Below are 19311 nucleotides of genomic sequence, written 5' to 3' on the forward strand. Positions count from 1 at the left end.
TCCCCCACCACTCGTCCGTATCAGCCGTCGACTTCGATCTCGAGATCGACGGCGTACGCTGCGTTCTCGAGCGTCGGTTCGTCCGGCACGTCCCCGTCGAGGTACACGAGCCACACCACCCGGAGCTCCTCGCCAGTCATCGTCGGTTCGATCTCGTGGTCGTGATGCCACGTCTCATCGTGCTCGAGTGTGGTATCGAAGCGATCGAGTTGGTCTTGTTCGAGAACGACGAGTTCGTCGCCCTCGCTTTCGACGTCTTGTACCGCGAGGATCGTCGTATAGTGGACGACCCGGTGTTCGTGATTGTCGATGCCGAAGACGATCTCTCGGCTATCCCCTTCTTCAAACTCGGTTGGATACGCATCGGCGACGAGTTCACTGTCGTCATCTTCGGTCACGATGTAGACTGATGAGAACTGCTCGCCCGCTGGTGGAACGGCAACGGCAAAGCTGACCGCCCCAAGGGCAAGGAGAACTGAAGCGACCAGTATGACGTTCAACACCGCATCAGTGCGCGTATCGGGCTCGAGGAGCGTCGTCCGCCCGGATTCGATCCAGGCGCGGTACGGCACCGAAAAACGGTCCTCCGGTGGAACGGTCCACCGTCGAATCACCCCAACGATCGTCCAGAGGACGACGAACGTACTGGTCACGATCACGATTGGTAACAGTCCGATCCCCCACGGTGTGTAGTTGAGCGCCAGAGCAATCAGCGGAACGATAACGACGCTCAGACCGAACGAGAGCGCGATTCGTTCGACGCCGTCGATTCCAGATCGTGCGAGGACGAACGAACCGGCGTCGGTGTCGTCCGAATCGACTTCGAGACCCGACGATCGGTTCGGCACCTCCTCAGCGGCGGTTTCGCCGCTCGATTCCGGAAAGAGAGCGGCGACGAACGCGTACCCGGGAAGAAAGAGGACGAACACGAGACCGAGCGGAATTCGGAGTTGTGTCTCCCGAAAAACGGGGGCGAACATCGCTGCGTTAACTGCAACGACGAGCAGGAGGAGCGTAGCCAGATCTATCGGCAACGCTCGAATTTGCCGGGGCAGAGCGAGCCAGAGGGATCTGGCGTCGACCATTCGAGAGTGTTACACCGGGGATCGGTATAAATGACATGCGTCTCGAGCGGCCCTTACGGGGAATCAAGGAGAAAGCCTCGTCCCTTCAGGGCGGAGAGGATGTCAACGTGACCCGTTCGGATCGAACCCCCTTGCACTGACCGGTCCGATGACTGCGATCATCATCTACGCCGAATCGTCGATTCCACACAGATCCATGGTTTGCTCGAGTATCCGTTCAGCTTCTTCGAGTGAAACATCGGTCTGACGGTACGTCGCTCGCTCGTAGCCGTCGACGACCGACCGTAGTTGGTCCGATCGAGTGAACGAATCGTCGGTAGTACCCGCGTGGAGAAGTTCTCGGGGAGTTGGTGATTGTGAGGCTGATATTTGGTCCCCGAGAACGTCAGAGACGGCCCCGTAACACGTCTGGACGGCGGCGTTAGCGCGCCCGTTCGACAGTTGCGTGGCTGCGTGTACCACCATCGGTTCGACTGCGATCGACACTGTATCGTCGTCGGTCGCAGGCGACTGTTCGCCTGGATACTCCGCCGTCGGTTCTCGTCGACGATGCCGCCATCGGTACAGTACGGCGAGGAGTACGACGAGCGAAAGGACCGCAATCTCGAGCCAGCGGTCGGCGAGCGCGGTCGTATCGATGACCGGCTCAGATGGAAGCCGAACCGACGATGTCGTCGTCTCGTCGGCTAGATTCGTCTCGGCTCCGTCGTACAGTGCCGTCACCTCCACCATCCCAGACCCGGCGTCGTCCGGGACCACGACGGGTTCGCTAAAATCACCGGTCGACTGGGTCGTCGCCGCCCCCACCGAATCACCATCGACGAACAACTCGACGGTCTGGCCGCCGACGCCGTCGCCGTCATCCGACGAGAGCGTCCCGTTGACGGCCAGTTCGCGGCCCGTTTCGTGCTCGAGTTCCAGTTCGAGGTCGGTCTCCGTCTCGAGCACGTCGATGACCACCTGGGATTCGACGCCGGCGATCGCCTGGTCTTCGTAGGGAACATCGACGACGAGGTCGCCCTCGCCGTCCGGAATATCCGATGGAACGGTGTACTCGATCGTGACTGATCCGTTCGACGTTTGCTCCGTCCCTATCTCGGTTTCGTCCACCGCCGCATCGATCGGAACATCGTCTATCGATTCACCGTCGGCCTCGAGTTCGGCCTCGATCGCAACAGTGTCGTTGTAGGCGAGCGCCGTCGGAGACTCCGTTATCGATAGCGTCGGCTCGACTTGCTGAATCGAAACCGGAACCGACGTTTCGCTCCCGGCGTAGGTCGAACTCGGTGATGGAGCGTACTCGATCGGTACCGAGTCCGTTCGAAGCGGGAGGTCGGTCGGCCGATACTCGAACTCGACGGTTCCATTCTCGAGTTCGGCCTCGATGCGTTCGTTCGCCACGATGAGCTCGAGGGAGCCGTTACCGATCGGATCGCCGTCGGCCGTCGTCAGATTCCCTTCACCTTCGAGTGGCTCCAGAAACGAAATCTCTTCGTTCGCCTCGACCGTTAGTTCGGTCGCGTCGAACTCTTGGGTGCGCGTTTCGTCGGCGTCGACGATCGCTTCGTCGATCGCTCTCGCTGTCCGACGCTCATCGCGCATATTCACGCCAGGAGCGTCCGACGCTATTTCGTACGTCTCCTCTAGCGAGGTCGTCGTTTCTGAGATCGTTTCCGACAGATCTGAGAGGTCGCGTGCGAGTTCGCGTGCGCGCTCGTCGTCACCTGCGTCACGTGCCGCCTCGTATTCGGCTTCGAGGTCGTCGTAGGTCTCGAGTCGTTCGTGCAACTCCGTCTGCTCGAGACCGAGTTGCTCGTACAGCGCCACTCGTTCGTCGGTGTCAGCGTAGGCCGAAACGTCGTCGAGTTGCTCGAGTCGAAGCTGATACTCCTCGCCGTATTCAGTCGCACGATCGTACTCGCCGTCGGCAAGCGCGTTCGAACGGTCCGCCAGTAGCTCGTTCAATCTGTCGAGGAGCCAGGCGTCGACGGCCGCTAGATCGCCGTCCTCGGCGATAGTTTCGGGATCCTGATGGAGTATCGTCTCGTTTTCGCCGCTCGAGTCGTCGATCGCCGTCTGGAAATCCCCGTTTGGAGTGTTGGTCCCCGCGCCGACCGTCATCGCTACTGGGACGAGGGCCAGAACGATGACAAGTGCGGCTACACGGGGGGATACCACTGCTGTTCTAGAGCCGCCGATGGCGGAAAAACCTGCTCACTGTTCGGATTCACAACCAGTGTCCGAAGGCTCTTCAATTCCGAGCGCCGTAGAACCTGAAGATTTGTTTTCTCTCCAGTTGTGACGTTCGCTTCGATCACTACCGAAACCGGGCTCGTTCTCCGTCCCGTGACGTTCCACACTGTGAAACGATGGCTAGGTTCAACAGCGTCCTTACTGTAAGCGACCTATGCGCCCACGACGACGAGCGATCACGACCGGTGTTCTCGTCGTTTTCCTCGCGTCGCTTGCGGTCGTTCTTGCGCGGCCACTGTTACTGGCGGGTGCGTTGCTTATCGGAACCTGGCTGTTGCTCCGCCAGTATCGTTTCGTTTCGGCAGTGTCGACGATCGACGACTCGATCGCGGTCGACCAGACGCTCGAGACCGAGACCGTGGCTCCGAACGGATCCGTTCCGGTCACACTCGAGGTCACGGTCGATCAGTCGCCAGCACTCGCCCTCGAGGCGGTTGCAGGACTACCGGTAGCAGCGAACGTGGAACGCCCGCTCACGGTTTCGATCGATCGACGGGAGCGCACGGGTACAGCGGAAATGTCCGTCCAGTGGCCGGTATCCGGGACACACCGGTTCACTGGGGCGTCGGTCGTCGCGGCCGACGAACTGTTCAGCGAAACGATCACGACGGGTTCAACGCCGACGATGACCGTCAGCGGGTACATGTCACGAATATCAGAAATAACCGCGGCCGTCGATCGAGTGGCGGTCACGATGGAGACAAGCGATGCGTACCGACGCGAGTCCGGTTTCGAACCGAACGAACTCCGTCAGTACACCTGGGGTGATACGCCGAGTCGGATCGACTGGAACGTCACGGCTCGGCTCGGAAACCTGCACATCCGCGATTACGAGTCCGGGACGACGCGACGAACGACGCTCGTCGTCGATCATCGGGCCACGCTCTCCGACGGAGGGCCGACGAACACGAAACTGGACTACCTCTGCGAAGTCGCGTTGGCAACGAACGACGACCTGCAAAACGCCGGCGATGCGATCGGGTTACTGACGGTCGGGGACGGCGGTCTGACGACACAACTTTCGACTCGGTCTTCCCAGGAGCAGTACGAAACGATCCGGAAGCAGTTACTTTCGATTGAGCCGACGACGGCGACCGACCACGTTCCACACCTTTCGATCGGCACCTGGACGGGCCCGGAACGGACGGATACGGATCTTCGACGGCGGATCGAGGAACTCGAACGAAACGAGGCTGGCGATGCGTTCGCCAGCACGCTCGTTCCGTACTACGAACGACAACTGACCTACGAGGAACGATTCAGTGACGATCCGATCGTTGCAGCCGTGAAGTCGATGCTGATCCAGGGGGTGACCCCGAACTGGACGGTGTTCTTTACGGACGACAGCTATCCAGTCGAACTCTATCAGGCCGTCAAAATCGCTCGTCGAGGGTCGACTCACGTGCTGGTGGTTCTCACGCCGACCGTACTCTTCGAAACCTGGACCGATCCGGACGCCAGAACGGTGTACGATCGCTACACGGCGTTCGAAGAGTATCGTCGTTCGCTCGCAGAACTCGACCGGGTCGATGCGATCGAAGTAGGTCCAACGGACCGGTTCAACATCCTCCTCGCTTCCATCCGGGGCCAGCGGCGTCGTGATGGGGTCGTACAATGACTGGGGATCGATCAACAACCCAGCGAAGAAACGGGATTCTCCGAGGGCGGGAAATCAGTCCGAAGCGCCCGTTGGCGGGTTACTTTGCGGTCGGTCTCCTCGTCGTCGCGTTCGCCGGGGTCGCCGGACTGTCCGGTGGACTCGCTGGCGTCGCGATCGCCGCAATCTGGTACGGGTTCGGGATCCCCTACGCAATCGCCGTCGGATACGTCCTCCTTCTCGGACTCTTTCCCGATGGGATAGATCCCGTTTCGTTCGGAATCACGGGGGGCGTTATGGTTGTCTTCGTCTGTTCCGCCGCAACCGGATCTCGATCGTGGCTTCGAATACTCGGCTTCGCGCTCACGATGATTGCGGTTCTCGGCGGACTTGCGTGGTGGTTACTCACCGTGTGGACACTCTGGATCGCCGCGGGCGGTGGGCTCGCAGTGCTCGGACTCTTGGCGTACGGACTGCACCGCTACGAACTGGTTCGTCTGGGGCTCGTTTCGGACGAGCGTTCGGCGTCTCCATCATCCACCGCTGGTGTCACTGGCGACACCAGCGCCAGCCGTTCGAGCGGACGTCCCGACGTCGGTGATCGTCGATGAGCCTCGACGAATCGAAGACGAACCACGACGAGGGGACCGCTACCGACAGGGGAACGGACGACGAGAGCGATATCCGGGCGAAACTCCTCGAGGCCGAAGACCGGGTGGATCGTCTGAGCGACGAAAACCGGCGACTCAGAGACGAACACGCCCGTGCCAAGCGAACGTCCTTCCGCCGCGCGGCGGTCGCGCTCGCGGTACTCGGAGTGCTCTCCGGCCTCGCTGGAGTCCTCTTCGAAGACGCTCGAGGCGTCCTCTTTGCACTCGCTGGGACGGGGCTGTTCGCTGGCGTCCTCATCCACTATCTCTTGGTGGACCAGGTCGTCACCGCGGAGACGGGCGAACACATCTATACGCCGCTCGCAGACAATCTGGGCGCGATTGCGACCGAGCTGGGGCTTCGAGAGGATCGGTTGTACGTTCCGGTCCGCGATTCGATCGTTCCCGTTCGGCTGTACATTCCTGGCGAAACGGATCACGAACTCCCACCACCTCGGAGTGGTCCGATCGTCGTCGACCAGGACAGTCGTGGGCTGGTTTTGCAGCCGACCGGTGGCAGACTCTTCGAAGAGTTCACTCAGGTCCTCGCTGACGATCTCGAAACGGCCCCGGAGCCGCTCGCTGTGCAGCTCTCGGATGGGATCGTCGAGCAGTTCGAACTGGCTAGAGCTGCCGAACCGAACGTCACTCCCGACGAGGGGCAGGTGACAGTCGGAGTCGTCGGCAACGTCTTCGGTGACGTCGATCGACTCGAGCATCCGATCGCGTCCTTTCTCGCCTGTGGTCTTGCAGTCGGTCTCGACGAACCGGTATCACTCGAGGTAACCGATGGCGGATCGCGATTCGACTGGCTGGTAACCTGTCGGTGGGACCGCGAAGAGTGACCATCTCAGATAGCCGTTTCGCCGAACTCGGTTACTCACCGTCGCCCATTAGCTGATCCGTGTTCACACCCACCGGATCGGTCGCGTTCACGATCTCGTCGACGACGTCTTCGGGAGTAACCCCACCCAGATCTGCACCGGGGCTCAACACGAGCCTGTGGGTGAGTACCGACTTTGCGAGTGCTTTGACATCGTCGGGAACGACATAATCGCGGCCTGCAAGCGCCGCAGCTGCCTTCGATGCGTTGAGAAACGCGATGCTGGCTCGAGGGGATGCGCCGTATCGAACGTCCGGATGCGTCTCGGTCGCTTCGACGATATCGAGGACGTATTCGATTATTTCGTCCGCCAGATAGACATCCCAGACGGCCTTGCGGGCCTCGAGGACGTCTTCGGTGGACGCAACCTGGCTCACGCTGGGGTCGGCGAGGTCCGGGTTCTCGTTGATTCGCTCGAGGAGTTCGCGTTCTGCCGTCCGACTGGGTGCATCGATCGTCAACTTCAGCTGAAGCCGATCCCGCTGGGCGATCGGAAGCTCGAATATTCCCTCGACCTCGATCGGATTCTGCGTTGCGACGAGTACGAACGGATCCGGTAAGGGGAGCGTCTCTCCCTCGATCGTCACCTGCCGTTCTTGCATCGCCTCGAGCAGCGCACTCTGGGTTTTGGGGGTCGTCCGATTGATTTCGTCGGCGAGAACGAGATTGGCAAAGATCGGTCCTCGGTGGAGTTCGAACTCGCCAGTGTCCTCCCGATACACGTGCGTGCCAGTGATATCCGCCGGAAGCATGTCGGGTGTCATCTGTATCCGGCTGTAACTGAACCCGATCGCTCCCCCGAAGAGTTTCGCCATCGTCGTTTTTGCGACACCCGGTTTCCCTTCGATCAGGACGTTACCACCGGTAAGAACTGCGATAGTGAGCCGTTCGAGCACCGTCTCGTTGCCGACCAGCCCGCGACCGATTTCGGCGGACAAACGGTTGTACAGTTCGCGTGGCGCCAGCGGATTCGGACTGTTGTCTGTCGTTTGATTTGTCATTTCTTCTCACCGTGTGAACCCGCTACTCGAGTCGCCCGCTCGCCTCGAGAGGACGCCGATGAGACCGATACCGACGAGTCCGGCGGCAATCTGTAGCGGGACGTGCTCGCGGATAGTAAAGAGCAGTTCGATGAGCGGTGGAATCTCTTCCGTGTGGGTGACATCGAGAATCACCACTGATTTGTCGGCGTGAAGATTTTCGACGAACCTGGCGTTGTCCGGCCGCTCGAGCATCGTGTTGATCAGAAGACTCGGATCGCCGACGACGACCACGGTCCCGTCACCGATTGCTTCGCTCGTTACCACCGGCGACGTTTCGAACTGGACGTTCTCGCTCAGTTCTTCGCCTCCGTCCTCGACGAGGTATGCGAACTCGCTGGTCCTGACGAGTACTGTCGCGTCTCCCGGTTCGATCGCCGTCGCGTGATTGAGTGTCAACTGGTCGACGCTCGACGTGTGCGTCCCGTCCTCGATGTCCGTCGCGATTGGCATGGTCGGTCCACCGTCGTAACTGATGTCGTCCCTGAGGAGCTGCCCATCGATTCGCGAATCAGCGCCGATTTCGCCCAGTAATTCGTCCGAGTGTGGGCCGAAGTTCTCGAGCACGACGAGTGTCCCACCCGCCTCGACAAACCGACCGATCCGTTCGGCGTCGTCCTCGGCATAGGACGTTTCCGGGGCGATAACGAACGCAACGGTCTCGGTTTCTGGGACATCACCGTACCGGTCGGTCTCGTGGACAAATTCGAGTTCGGTATCAGGAGATGCTTCCACCTGCCCTCGAAACTCCGACGTCCCGTCCCAGCCGTAGTTGTACGGTCCGAACGTCGCGGTCGAGGTCACGAGCGCGATCAGGATCGCGATACTGACGACGATTCCGTACCCGACGACGAGTAGCTGTGGCCACCTGTTTCGGCCATCGGAGACCCACTCGAACAGTATCATTGCTCTCTCCGGTCGTCTTTCGAAGCCAGACCCATCTCGTCCGGTCGGACGATAGCGTGTTTCACGTGGATACCCCCACGGGCAACACTCCGTCGACCTCGAAAACGATTCGAAGGACAAAGTACGCGAACACGGATGCCACCAACAGGATCAGCCATCGGACCCGACGCCGCCAACTGGGAACCACGTTGACCGGTGCCGTGTATTCGAAGACGACGAGGAGCCCGATCATCGAGAGAAAGACGAACACCTCCAGTGAGGCGGTGTCGAGTAACGCGAGCAATAGAATCGCTCCGAGCATCCACGTGACCTGTAAGTGGACGAATTGAATCTGCCGTTGCGTTCCCATTGTGACTAGTCCGCAAGCACTGAGGATAAAGATCTGGCCTGATCCTGAAACGGCGATCAGGTGTGTCCGTACGCAATACGTACCAGCACTTACGTTCACGTGTGGCCAACCCCCCTCCCCTCGAGGGATAGTCCAACATCGCCCGGCCTGATAACGCACCACATCCGGCGGCGAGCGCTCCGAAGAAACGAACGCGGGTCGGATTCATTCGACCGTCACGGTCTTGGCCAGATGTCTCGGTTTGTCGATCGGTCGTCCGAGTCGGGTTGCGACCCAGTAGGAAAGTAACTGCAACTGGACGTTCGCCAGCACCGGTGCGAGCCACGGATGCGTTCGAGGAACCTCGAGGACGGTGTCGGACACTCCTTCGACCGACTCTCTCGCATCTGTTACTGCGATTACCGGCGCGTCGCGGGCGGCTACCTCGTTGACGTTTCCGATCGTTTTCGTCGCGGTTTCGCCGCCGTTTGTCACGAGCGCAATAACGGGGGTATTCGGCGTCAGAAGCGCGAGCGGGCCGTGTTTCAGCTCACCGGAAGGAAACCCCTCCGCGTGCTTGTACGTGATCTCTTTCATCTTGAGCGCTCCCTCGAGTGCGACCGGGACGTGGGTTCCCCGTCCGATAAAGAAGTATGCCTCGCTGTCGGCGATCTCCGAAGCGACCGCCGGCGTGGTCGTCCGGTCGAGTACCCGTTGAATGTGATCTGGAAGGCGCTGCAGTGCTCTGAGAAAGCGAGGGAGCGAGACGTCGGCGAGCGTACTCGCGATCAACGCGAGCGTGATCTGCTGGCTGACGAAGCTCTTCGTCGCCGCGACGCTGATCTCGGGACCCGCACGGATGTAGACGACGTACTCGCACTCACGGGCGGCCGAACTTCCCACGACGTTCGTCACCGCGAGCGTTGCCGCACCGGCTCGGTTTGCCTCTCGAAGCGCGCTGAGAGTGTCGGCCGTCTCACCGCTCTGCGTGACTCCGATAACGAGCGTCTCGTTGTCGACGGCGATCCGATCGGCATCGTATTCGCTCGCGAAGAATGACTGCGCTTGCATTCCGCGTTCCTGCAGGAGCTGTTCACCGTACATCGCTGCGTGATAGGACGTGCCGCATGCAACGAGCTGGACGAGACCATCGTGATCGAGGTCGGCCAATTCTTCGAGGAGGACGGACTGCTGGTGTTCGCTCGTGCGTCCCTGCAAGCACTGTCGGATCGCCTGTGGCTGCTCGTTAATTTCCTTGAGCATGTAGTGGCCGTATCCACTCTTGCCAGCGTCTTGTGGGTCCCAGTCGATCGTGTCGACGGTCTTCTCCAGTACGTCCCCCGTTGTATTTGTCACGACGACCTCATCTTCCGTGAGTCGAACGAATTCCCCGTCCTCGAGGTAGATAACCCGATCAGTGTGGGCGATGAACGCAGGAACGTCGCTCGCGAGATAGTTGCCGTCCTCACCGAGACCGAGCACGAGCGGCGAGTGTTTTCGGACGGCGTATACTGCCTCTGTGTCCTCGAAGACGGCCGCGATTGCATAACTCCCGTCGATCCGGTCGATCGCTAACCGAAACGCGTGTTCTGGATTCGCACCGGTCTCGAGGAACGATTCGATCAGGTGCGGAACAACCTCGGTGTCCGTCTCGCTCTCAAATTCGTGTCCAGAGTCAGCCAACTCCGCTCGAAGCTCCTGATAGTTCTCGATGATTCCATTGTGCACTACCGCGACGTCGCCGTTACAGTCGGTGTGTGGATGCGCGTTTGCGTCTGACGGCGCACCATGCGTGCTCCAGCGCGTGTGACCGATACCGACTGCTCCGCGAACAGTATCGCTCGGAAGTGAGCGTTCGAGTTCGGTCACTTCACCTGCTTTCTTGTACATCGTGAGCGAGGGCTCGATGAGCGCGATTCCGGCCGAATCATACCCGCGGTATTCGAGGTTGAAGAGACCGCTCATCAGAATGTCGGCCGTTTCATCACCCGAGCCGACGTACCCGATAATGCCACACATTACGGATAGACCTCCGCTTCTGCTCCGATGGTTCCACTGATGGTTGCACCCGAGTGAATCGTCGCGTCTGCCCCGACTACAGTTCCCGGAACGTACGTTGATCCCCCACCGTCGTAGACACGGTCGGCGAGTAGCGCCCCGAGTTGGACGTCTTCGTACACTCTATTACGAATTTGAACCGAACTTGGACCGCCGGGAGCCACTGTTCCGGCGCCGATCCTGGCGCCCTGTCCCACGATGCAGTCGACGAGCGTTGCGTTCTGGCCGATTCGGGCATCCGTATCGACGACACTTCGCTCGACGACCGCGTTGGTGCCGACCGTAACGTTCTGCCCGAGGCTCACGTTCGGACCGATGACGGCACCAGGTTCGATCTCACAGTTCGCTTCGATGATGGCGGACGGAGAGATTACCGCTGTCTCGTGAAGAATCGCCGACGAGTTGACGGCTGATTTCCCGTCGTGTGTCCAGTCGATATCGTCGATGAGACGCTCCGTCGCGTCCAGCAAATCCCATGGATACGCTACGTCGACCCAGAGACCATCAGAGACGACTCCACGCACCGGTTCACCGTCTTCGACCAGCTTTCGAAAGGCGTCGGTCAACAAGTGTTCACCGTTCGACGGCGGTGTGGCCTCGATGGTGTCGACGACCGACGGCTCGAGAGCGTAGACGCCGGTGTTGAGCCGATAGTTTCGGTCATCTTGTGGCCCCTCGATGATCTCCGAAACGGAGTTATCTTCGAGCAACACGCCGCCATATTCGCCGATTTCAGTGCGATTCAGCAGCCCCAGCGTCGCGACGGCGTCGGTTGTCTGATGAGTCTCAACGACGTCATCGATGAGTTCCGTCCCGACGATCTGATCGCCATTAATGACGACACAGGTCTCGTCGATATGAGACCTGGTCTTCAAGAGTGCATGTCCTGTCCCTAGCTGGCGTTCCTGTACAACGTACGTCAACGGAACGTTTCTATGGGACGATCCGAAGTGGGACTGAATGCGATTTCGTTTGTACCCGACCACGACGATGATTTCCGTGACCCCTGATTCGATGAGTGCGTTGAAGACGTGCTCGAGGATCGTTTTCGAGAGGACTGGGAGCATTGGTTTTGGTCGATGACGGGTTAGTGGACGCAGTCGAGTACCCTCCCCAGCAGCCAAGACAATCGCGGTGTTCATAGTGGCCGCCTTGTGAATAGACTATTTTTATCCACCGACGGTACAGGTTCGGAAAGTCGGGGAATACCACGCCCATTGATTATACTGGAAATCAACCACGAGTAATACCAGGATTAATTTTCAGGTACTGTCTACGATACGGCAGTACATACGATCTCTCGGAGACGACGTTTCTCGTCGATCACATTCAATCAGCCTACTGTCTTATTCCGATGCAGTCGGTAGATTCGATAGAACAGTCGCCGATCGACCGTTTTGTTCACCATCGACATCCCCTCCAGCCTGTAGATCACATTTGTTGACTAGGCAACACTATCTCCCTTCGGGCCCTAGAACCAGTTACAACTGATGGATAGGAGACAATTATTGGCAGCGATTGGAGCAGCGACAGCCGGATCTACGATCGCTGGGTGCGCCCAATATCGTCACCCTCCTGAACCACAGGCTCTCGAGAGCAACGTCACCGACGACCGGTTTCAAACGAGGCGAGACGGCGGAGAGTGGACCGATCTGCTGGCCCGTGGCGTCAATCTCGGAATGGCAAAACCGGGCTTCTTTCCGGGAGAGGCAGCAATCACGAAAGCCGAGTACAGTCGGTGGCTGAGACAGATCTCGGAGATGAACGCGAACGTTATCCGAACGTATACCCTTCATCCGCCAGCGTTCTACGATGCGCTCGCCGAGCACAACGTCGACCGTGACGACCCGTTACTGCTCTTGCAAGGGAACTGGATCGACGAGGAAGTGATGATTGAAACGGGTGACGTGTTCGATTCGGCGGTGTTGGAAACCCACGAAGAAGGGGTGGAAAACGTCATCGATGCAGTGCATGGAAACCTCTCAGTACCCGATAAACCGGGCCACGCGAGCGGAACGTTTCGAGCGGACGTCTCGCCGTACGTCCTCGGATACGTTCTCGGCATCGAGTGGGACCCGGAAGTCGTCGACGCGACCGACGAGAAACACGACGGCCTCGACGAATACGATGGAACCTATTTTACGACTGAAGACGCGACGCCGTTCGAACACTGGCTGGCAGCGCGGTTCGATGACGCGGCAACCTACGAACACGAACAGTACGACACGCTTCGGCCGTTGAGTGCAACTAACTGGCCGACGACGGATCACCTCGAGCAGCCTGCAGAGCCAATAGCAACGGAAGAGCTCGCAAGCGTCACACTCAACCACGTGTTGCCGACCGACGAGTTCACGCGAGGACTCTTCGCGACGTACCACGTCTACCCCTACTATCCCGATTTTCTGAACCACGAACCCGAGTACGTCGACTACGAAACCGAGACCGGTGAGCGGAGTAGCTACCGTGGTTATCTCGAGGATCTCCTCGATGCGAGCGATCATCCGGTCTTCATCGGGGAGTTCGGCGTCCCGGACTCGCGGGGCTTGACCCACAGACACGTCCACGGATTCGATCAGGGCCACCACACCGAACGCGAGCAAGGCGAAATAAACGCTGCACTCTACGAGCAGATCGTCGAGGCTGATTCGCTCGGCGGGGCGGTGTTCGCCTGGCAGGATGAGTGGTTCAAGCGAGTCTGGAACACGATGGACTACATGAATCCGGATCGCCGGCCGTTCTGGTCGGACACCCAGACCTGCGAGCAGTCTTTCGGTCTGCTGAGTTTCGATCCGAAGGGAGAGCGCAGTCTCACCCTCTCCGGAACCCTCTCGGAGTGGGAAGGTGCAACCGAGTTATACCCCGACGCCAGCACTGACCCCCTGGTGCGTCTCGACGACGGACAGGACGGATCGCGAACGCTCACCGGACTCGAGGCGACGGTCGACCCCCGCTATCTGCATCTCAAGCTGTCGTACGACGACCTCGGATCGGCGGTCGACTGGGAGCGAACCAACACGGTCATCGCCCTCGATACGAAACCCGGCCAGGGAAACACTACGATTCCGTACGACACGGAGGTACGGACGAACCGCGGCGTCGACTTCCTCGTCCACCTCGCGGGGCCCGACGACTCTCGAGTGCTCGTCGATAGCTACTACGATACCTTCTACCACCACTACGGGGAGGATCTCGAGATGATCCCCGAAGTCGGGTATGCGGGGCAACGCGATAGCGGTGAGTTCCACGAGATCGAACTCGCGTTGAGCCGAGCGCTGTACATTCCGAGTCTGGAGGAGACGATCGAGTTCGAGAGCTACGAGACCGGAAAGCTGAATTTCGGAGTCGGTGATCCGGAACACGAGCGGTACGATTCCTTGGCAGACGTCTGTGTCACGCCCGAACAGAACGTAATCGAGCTCCGCCTCCCGTGGCTGCTCCTGAACTTCGGCGACCCGAGTCAGCGCGAGGTCATCGGCGACCTCTGGGACGAGGAGTTCGAGATGGGTTCGTTCGTGGGAGCGCTCATCGAGGGAATCTCGATCTCTGCAGTGACGTTCGTTCCGGACGCCGGCGGGGAGGCAACCGATCTCGAGTCCGCCACGAACGTCACCGACTCGCTCTCGAACATCGACGGTGACGAACTCGTCTTCGACACGTCCGCCAGGTTCGAGTGGGAGACGTGGGAGGAGCCAGCGTACGAGGAGCGACTCAAGGAGTCCTACGACGTGATGCAGGCGGCCTTCGGCAACGTGACGGACGACCCGGAGTACGCGTGACCGTCTCGAGCGGTCGTGGTTGAGGCCGCGTGGTACGAGACGGCGTCTGTGTCACGGCATCGAGTAGGGCCGTCGCTCTCGCGGACAGCGAGGGATCTTCGATCCCGCGAGTCAGCGAAACCGAAGGGTTCGCCAGATCACGAACGACCGGTGACTGTTCGAAGGACCGTACGTCGACGATATCGCAGAGACTGGCGGGGTGTCCGTCAAGCCGACTCGGTAGGACCCTCTCTCCCACCGTGCCGCTTCGCTCTCACAGAAGAGACGCGTCGGAACGACCTCGGGCACTCGACCTGTTCCGCCTGAGACCGTCCAGGTCGACGAACGGGTATTCTCGCAAACGAGACTATTGTAATAGAGAATATGTAATTATTAAGCAAATTCCTCATTTGGGCTCTTGATACTCATTTCGACATATTTCTACCGTCAGAGTTACCTCAGCTGAGATACAATAAGTAGTCATATGCCAGACCCCATCCAGCACCAGCAGTTAACGGAACGGACTGATTTCCACGAGTTCGTCGACCGGCTCGAGAGCGTCGTCGTCTGGTCGGGAGACGTATCCGGATTCGATTACATGAGTCCCGCGTTCGAAGAGATCTATGGCCGTCCCGTCGAAGCCGTTATGGAGGAAATGTCCGTCGTTATCGAGTCCACTCACCCCGACGATCGTGAGATGGTCGCGAAGATGATGGCGGGTGCCGACGAGCGCATCCGGAACGGGGAGTCCGTCCGGGAAGAACATCGTATCGTCCAGCCCGATGGCGAGGTCCGGTGGGTCGAAACGCGTATTTTCCCACTCGAGAGTGGCCCGGGTGAGGCCCCCGAAGTGGTCGGCGTCACGATCGACATCACGGATCGGAAACGCACCGAACTCGAACTCGAGCGACAGAACGAGCGCCTCGAACGGTTCGCCAACGTTCTCTCTCACGATCTTCGCGGCCCGCTGACCGCCGCACGAGGGTACCTCGAGCTCGTCACGGACGAATTCAGTCACTGGTACCTCGACGCGGTCGGACAGTCGCTCACTCGAATCGAAGAGATCATCTCGGACGTGTTGGCCCTCTCTCGGATCGGAAAAATGGCTGAAACGAGTGAATCCGTCGATCTCGCGGAAACCGCCAGCGGCGCCTGGCAGATAACGGGCGAGGATCGGGGTTACCTCGTGGAGATGGACGATCTCGGGACGATCGAGGCCAGTCGGAGTCTCCTCGGTCAGCTCTTCGAGAACGCGTTTCGGAACGCCCTGGAGCATGGCGCCACGAGCCATTCGGACCCTGGCGGGTCCGAAGACGCCCTGGAACACGGTTCCCAGGATGTCACGGTCCAGGTCGGGTTGCTCGACGAGCAAAACGGCTTTTATATCGCCGACGACGGGGAGGGCATTCCCGAAGCCGAACAGGAGGAGGTGTTCGAGGCGGGCTACTCCACGTCCGATACGGGAAGCGGCTACGGGCTTCTGATCATCCGGGAGATCGTTGATGTCCACGGCTGGGACGTCCGTATTACGGATGCAGAAACCAGCGGTGTCCGTCTCGAGGTCTCGAACGTCAACGTGGTCCCTGCTCACTAGTTGGTTGCAGTCTGAATCTCGAACCGTGCCCCACCAGTCGTTCCGTCGGTCGCCCGAATGTCCCACCCGTGTGCCTCCACGACCTCGTTCACGATCGACAACCCAAACCCCGTCCCGGCTTCGTTGGTTGTAAATCCGGGTTCGAAAATCTCGTCTCGAATATCTGCCGGAATTCCCGTGCCGGTATCCTCGATATAAAAGCCGGTTCCCGACGGTAACGTGCCGACGGTAACCGACAGCTCGTCACCACCGTGTTCGACAGCGTCTCGCCGAGTGGACGACGCAGGGCTCGCCGAACCATGTTCCACAGCGTCTACAGAATCGTCAGGTTCTGCATGGCTTGTGGAACCATGTTCCACAGTGTCCTCGTGAGCGTGTGAGCGAGGGCTTGTGGAACCATGTTCCAGGGCGTTCCGAAACAGATTTTCGAACAGTTGCTGTAGACGCTCCGGGTCCGCGTCGACAGTTCGATCGAGCGGCTCTTCGAGCCGCAGTGATGCGTCGGCCGTATCAACCATCTGCCAGCTGTTCTCCGCGACTGACGCGATGTCCACTGGCACCGTTTCGCCGATTTCCTGGCCCTCTCGAGCGAGTTGCAGGATGTCCTCGATCAGTTCGTCCATCCGATCGAGTGCTTCGTCGGCCGACTGCAGGTGGGAGATGTCGCCTTCTTCGACTGCGAATTCGATTCTCGCTTTCGCCACCATCATCGGATTTCGCAAATCGTGCGAGATAATGCTCGCGAACTCCTCCAGCCGATCGTTTTGCTGCTCTAATCGGCGTCTGTACTGCTCGCGTCGTGTGACATCTGCCAACGTGATCATCCGGCCGAGTTGCTTTTGGTCGGACGAGAAGGGGTTCGTCGTGAGACGGTAGTACGTCGTATTTCCGTCTCGTTCGGATTCGAGTATTCTGTCTGGTGTCTCCAGCGCCTCGAGAATCGAGGGCAGAACCGATTCGATCGGGACATCGTTGGCCCCGCGTAACGCGGGAAAGAGCGATCGAGCCGCTCGATTGTAGTCCCTGATGCGATCGTCTTCGTCGACAAGGATCATTGGACTGCTGGTTTCTCCGGTCAGGTTGATCGTTTGGAATCGATCGATATAGATGTAGAAGACGCCGATGGCGAACGCGGCGACCCCGAGGGGCTGATACGTGAATTCGACAAGTTGATGGGTTGTCATGCTACCCACGTCCAACAGGACTGGCAACCCAGAGAGCGAGACGATACCGAAAAGTGCCACGGTGTCGTAGTTCACTTCGACGAACAGTTCGTAGAGCATGAAAAATCCGATAAAGGCGAGTGCGTACGCCAACCCCATTATGATCCAGTGCAACGGTTCGTGTTGGACCATCAGATGTGGAAAGGGGATGGCAGACGGACTGACGGTAAAATACTGTCCGTGGATCGGATTCGTAACTTTGAGCGTAACGATGAGGAGATAGACCCCGACTGCCGACTGTCGGATACGTGTGTTCCGGTGAAGCGATCGACCGGTATACGCAGAACAGAAGTAGAGCCACGGGCCGACGGTAGCGAGACCGACGACGAGGCCACCAACGTAAAACCAGTACTGCAGTTGGGATGTCGGGGCGGCGATATAGCCAACGTGAGCGACTGCCCACAACCCGGATAACACCAACAGTGCACGGAGGCCGCGTTGTGAGCCGGGATCCTCGATACGATCCACTCGACGTAAACTGACAAAACACACGACTGCAGCGACGCTGAAGAGAAATACATTCCCGAACAATAAAACACTGGGCGTGTTCTGCAAGACGTTCACTGTCGATTATTGGATCTGGTCACAGAAATAGTTGCGTTCAATCGTTCATGAGTGTCGGCGTGTCGTTCGAACTCGTTTGGATCACACGCTGCAACTACTGGTGCGTTCGATCGGGCGTTTTCAATTCGGTTACATCTCGGTAGAACCAGACGTATTCGAGAGCACCATGGTCGTCACGAACGGTGTTCGAGAACTGATCGAGGACCGTCCCGTCGCAGAGGCGAACGTCGTGTCGGTGGGGCTCGTGTGGCCGTTCGTACTGCTTCTCGACGTTTCGAACGAAGCTCTCCGGGTCTTCGACGCGAGTTACCGCGTACTCCAGCGGGGTTTCGTCGCTTGTTCCCTGTATGACGCCGTCGGGAACGTCCCACAGGTCGGCGAACGTCTCGTTAGTGACGAGGATTTCTTTCTTCTCGTCGGTGACGAGGATGCCGTCGGGGCTGGTTTCGAAGAGGGACTCGATAAGCGACTCCCGGTAGTTGAGTTCTCGTTCGCGCCCCCCGTGGCGGGAGACATCGCGAACGATTGTGACTACGCCGTCCGCACCGTCACTGACACTCTGGCCGGTGGCGATCCCGGCAGAAACAGAGTTCCCCTCGGAGCTCCTCACGGCTCGTCGTTCTCGTTCGAGGGTCGGAGCACCCGTGCCTCGAGTCGATCGCCCGCCTTCCGCGAGTTCACCGCTGTACTGGAGAAATTCTGCAATCTCCCGGCCGTGAATCGCCGCTTCGTCCTCGAGTGCGAACAGTTCGACGGCCGCCGGATTAGCGTAGACACACTTCCCCTGAACGATCCCGACGATCGCGTCGGGAGACACCGAGAGGATCGTTCCGGTACGCGACTCCGACTCCGTGGCTTCGTGGTGACTTCGGTCCTGTTCGACGGCGTTCCGTATCCGCCGAGCGAGAACCCGATACTGGTCTGGTTCAGTTCCCTTTGGCATGTAATCCGTCACGCCGGCCCCGATCGCCTCACTCGCGATCCGTTCGGATCCGTGCCCGGTGAACAGGATGAAGGGAAAACGGGGTTGCTCCGATCGAATGATCCGAAGGAACTCGAGACCGTCCATCCGCGGCATATCGTAATCGCTGACGATACAATCGAACGTCGTCTCCTCGATGAGCCGTAGCCCCGCTTGCGCACTCGTCGCGGTTGTCACCGACAGCCCCTCGACCGCTCGCTCGAGAGCCACAGCGGTGAGATCGACCATCGCTGTATCGTCGTCGACACAGAGGACGGAGATCGAGGGGGGGTCTGGAGTCATTAGGTAACAGGGGCGCCCCGAAGTCAAACAGCTGCTGGTCGTTCACACGGAAATACGGGGTTTCCGACCGTATATCTCTGAATACCGAACTGTTTCGGTTCGTTCGACTCG

At 59.4% G+C, this 19311-nt stretch carries 14 protein-coding genes; 5 read left to right on the forward strand and 9 right to left on the reverse strand.

Translation table 11 applies throughout. The features are described 5' to 3' along the window. Positions 1 to 20 precede the first annotated feature (20 nt). On the reverse strand, positions 21 to 1085 hold the full coding sequence (locus D8Y22_RS12325; protein ID WP_141465007.1) for a DUF1616 domain-containing protein: 1065 nt from the start codon (positions 1083 to 1085) through the stop codon (positions 21 to 23). 165 nt (positions 1086 to 1250) lie between these two features. Continuing rightward, positions 1251 to 3263 (reverse strand): hypothetical protein, encoded by a 2013-nt coding sequence (locus D8Y22_RS12330; RefSeq protein ID WP_141465008.1) that lies wholly within the window; start codon positions 3261 to 3263, stop codon positions 1251 to 1253. Between the two features lie 229 nt (positions 3264 to 3492). On the opposite strand from D8Y22_RS12330, the gene D8Y22_RS12335 reads away from it, so the two are divergent. From D8Y22_RS12335 to D8Y22_RS12345, 3 genes are read left to right on the forward strand one after another with little or no spacing between them, the layout of a single operon-like run. Then, positions 3493 to 4956, forward strand: a complete 1464-nt coding sequence (locus D8Y22_RS12335) for a DUF58 domain-containing protein (protein ID WP_141465009.1) — start codon at positions 3493 to 3495, stop codon at positions 4954 to 4956. After that, positions 4953 to 5546 carry a hypothetical protein gene (locus D8Y22_RS12340; protein WP_141465010.1) on the forward strand — a complete coding sequence of 198 codons (594 nt, stop codon included), beginning with the start codon at positions 4953 to 4955 and terminating at the stop codon, positions 5544 to 5546. Before D8Y22_RS12335 ends, D8Y22_RS12340 begins: the two co-directional genes overlap by 4 nt. Further along, positions 5543 to 6430, forward strand: coding sequence for a hypothetical protein (locus D8Y22_RS12345; protein ID WP_141465011.1), 888 nt, complete (start codon positions 5543 to 5545; stop codon positions 6428 to 6430). The genes D8Y22_RS12340 and D8Y22_RS12345 overlap by 4 nt, the downstream gene beginning before the upstream one ends. Before the next feature lie 31 nt (positions 6431 to 6461). Here the strand turns inward: D8Y22_RS12345 and D8Y22_RS12350 are convergent, their stop codons facing one another. The 5 genes from D8Y22_RS12350 to D8Y22_RS12370 form a co-directional block, all read right to left on the reverse strand. Further along, positions 6462 to 7469 carry an AAA family ATPase gene (locus D8Y22_RS12350; protein ID WP_141465012.1) on the reverse strand — a complete coding sequence of 336 codons (1008 nt, stop codon included), beginning with the start codon at positions 7467 to 7469 and terminating at the stop codon, positions 6462 to 6464. Positions 7470 to 7475: 6 nt separating this feature from the next. Then, a complete protein-coding gene (locus D8Y22_RS12355; protein ID WP_141465013.1) occupies positions 7476 to 8414 on the reverse strand; it encodes a DUF4350 domain-containing protein in 939 nt (312 codons plus the stop codon). Between the two features lie 61 nt (positions 8415 to 8475). After that, positions 8476 to 8763: a hypothetical protein gene (locus D8Y22_RS12360; protein ID WP_141465014.1), complete on the reverse strand. Its 288-nt coding sequence runs from the start codon at positions 8761 to 8763 to the stop codon at positions 8476 to 8478. A gap of 204 nt (positions 8764 to 8967) precedes the next feature. Next, positions 8968 to 10761: a glutamine--fructose-6-phosphate transaminase (isomerizing) gene (gene glmS / locus D8Y22_RS12365; RefSeq protein ID WP_141465015.1), complete on the reverse strand. Its 1794-nt coding sequence runs from the start codon at positions 10759 to 10761 to the stop codon at positions 8968 to 8970. Continuing rightward, positions 10761 to 11942, reverse strand: a complete 1182-nt coding sequence (locus D8Y22_RS12370; protein ID WP_141465016.1) for a sugar phosphate nucleotidyltransferase — start codon at positions 11940 to 11942, stop codon at positions 10761 to 10763. The genes glmS and D8Y22_RS12370 overlap by 1 nt, the downstream gene beginning before the upstream one ends. A gap of 537 nt (positions 11943 to 12479) precedes the next feature. Between D8Y22_RS12370 and D8Y22_RS12375 the strand changes: the two genes are divergently transcribed. Together D8Y22_RS12375 and D8Y22_RS12380 are read left to right on the forward strand one after the other, a co-directional pair. Further along, the gene (locus D8Y22_RS12375) at positions 12480 to 14576 is read left to right on the forward strand and encodes a hypothetical protein (protein WP_141465017.1); all 2097 of its coding nucleotides are present in this window, start codon (positions 12480 to 12482) and stop codon (positions 14574 to 14576) included. Between the two features lie 463 nt (positions 14577 to 15039). After that, positions 15040 to 16149 carry a PAS domain-containing sensor histidine kinase gene (locus D8Y22_RS12380; protein WP_141465018.1) on the forward strand — a complete coding sequence of 370 codons (1110 nt, stop codon included), beginning with the start codon at positions 15040 to 15042 and terminating at the stop codon, positions 16147 to 16149. On the opposite strand, the gene D8Y22_RS12385 is transcribed toward D8Y22_RS12380, so the two are convergent. Continuing rightward, on the reverse strand, positions 16146 to 17936 hold the full coding sequence (locus tag D8Y22_RS12385; protein WP_141465019.1) for a sensor histidine kinase: 1791 nt from the start codon (positions 17934 to 17936) through the stop codon (positions 16146 to 16148). The two genes, D8Y22_RS12380 and D8Y22_RS12385, sit on opposite strands and share 4 nt — an antisense overlap. A gap of 94 nt (positions 17937 to 18030) precedes the next feature. Continuing rightward, the gene (locus D8Y22_RS12390) at positions 18031 to 19200 is read right to left on the reverse strand and encodes a PAS domain-containing response regulator (protein WP_141465020.1); all 1170 of its coding nucleotides are present in this window, start codon (positions 19198 to 19200) and stop codon (positions 18031 to 18033) included. Positions 19201 to 19311: the final 111 nt, after the last annotated feature.

This window comes from Salinadaptatus halalkaliphilus (assembly GCF_006543045.1).
In the GTDB taxonomy this organism is placed as follows: Archaea; Halobacteriota; Halobacteria; order Halobacteriales; family Natrialbaceae; genus Salinadaptatus; species Salinadaptatus halalkaliphilus.